This window comes from Mesorhizobium sp. M0833, assembly GCF_040319905.1.
GTDB lineage: Bacteria > Pseudomonadota > Alphaproteobacteria > Rhizobiales > Rhizobiaceae > Mesorhizobium.
Genome location: NZ_JAMYOQ010000086.1, coordinates 1 through 1385 on the forward strand (window position 1 = coordinate 1; position 1385 = coordinate 1385).

Here is a 1385-nt window from a genome sequence, read left to right on the forward strand (position 1 = left end):
CTAGGTCGTGAACTCATTAAATGCGGAATGACCGAGATTGTTGGTATGTGGTCATTCCGATGCCGCGCGAAGATCGGCGACAGCCTGTTTTGTTTCCTTGGTCATGTCAGGCAATCGGTCATCTGAGAGGGCTGCGGTCATAATCTCGGTCGCAAGAACCGTCTTCTCTGCTGGGTGCTCGGTCCAGTAGCTGGAAGGAACGCGCGCAAGGCTCGCCAACAGATCCCCCTCGAAGAAGTCGCCGGCGCGAAATGGATTTTCAGCCAAGCGTTGCAGCATGAGCGGGACCAGCCATTCCAATCCTATGCCTTGTCCGACAGCCAGCCGTAGCTCCTCATCGGTCAAGGTGTTCAGGGGCTTGCGCCGGAGAGCATGACAGGTGCGAACGACATACGAGTCGAACGTCGGCTCGCCCCACCTCTCGCCGTCAAGTTCCTCCAGTGTGCGATCACCCATTGCTTTGGATCGGCGCTGCTTGGCAGATCGTCTCATCCGAGCCCTCCACTGTCACTGCCGTTTGAGAGCCTACTTTGCGTGGTGGCACAATGTCGAGCGTCCGCAAAAGGTCGCTTTTCGAATGAGGCTTTCATGTTTTGGCGGAATCTGATTCAGGCTCCGCATGAGCCGATATGACCTGACTGACTTCGAATGGCGCGCGATTGAGCCGCTGTTGCCCAACAAGTCGCGAGGCGTGCCGCGCGTTGACGACCGCAGGGTGTTGAACGGCATCTTCTGGGTGCTGCGATCGGGTGCGCCATGGCGCGATCTGCCGGAGCGATACGGCCCGCGCACCACCTGCTACAATCGCTTTGTCCGATGGCGGAAAGCAGGTGTGTGGGACCGCCTCATGGATGCCATCACCAAAGCCCACGACGGCAGGGTGCAGATGATCGACACCTCCATTGTTCGCGTCCATCAGCAGGGCGCGACGGCAAAAAGGGGGGTCGAGATCATTGTCTCGGTCGATCCCGAGGCGGGCTGACAACCAAAATCCATGCTCTTGTCGACGCCCAAGGCAGGCCGATCAAGCTGACGCTTACGGCAGGCCAGAAGAGCGACATCGCCTCCGCAGCGGACTTGATCAAGGATTTGCCCGAAGGTGCCATGCTGCTTGCCGACAAGGGCTACGATGCTAACGCATTCCGCACTGCCATCACCGAGCAGAATGCTTGGGCCAATATCCCGCCCAAGACCAATCGCAAGGACCCGATCTGCTTCAGCCCCTTCCTCTACAAGGCGCGCAACCTCGTCGAGCGCTTCTTCAACAAGGCCAAGCAGTTCCGGAGGATCGCGACCCGCTACGACAAACTGGCTGAGAACTATCTCGCCGCCCTCAAACTCGTCGCAATCCGAATCTGGCTACGCGGTAATGAGTCTACGTCCTA

1 protein-coding gene and 1 pseudogene are annotated in these 1385 nt (G+C 58.6%); one reads left to right on the forward strand and one right to left on the reverse strand.

Going from position 1 to position 1385, the window contains the following annotated elements; all coding sequences use genetic code 11:
* Positions 1-51: 51 nt before the first annotated feature.
* Complete coding sequence (locus NKH98_RS32865) at positions 52-492, reverse strand: contact-dependent growth inhibition system immunity protein (RefSeq protein ID WP_352838479.1); 441 nt, start codon at positions 490-492, stop codon at positions 52-54.
* Between the two features lie 127 nt (positions 493-619).
* Here NKH98_RS32865 and NKH98_RS32870 point away from each other — a divergent pair.
* Positions 620-1385: pseudogene (locus tag NKH98_RS32870) on the forward strand (IS5 family transposase); the annotation flags it as partial.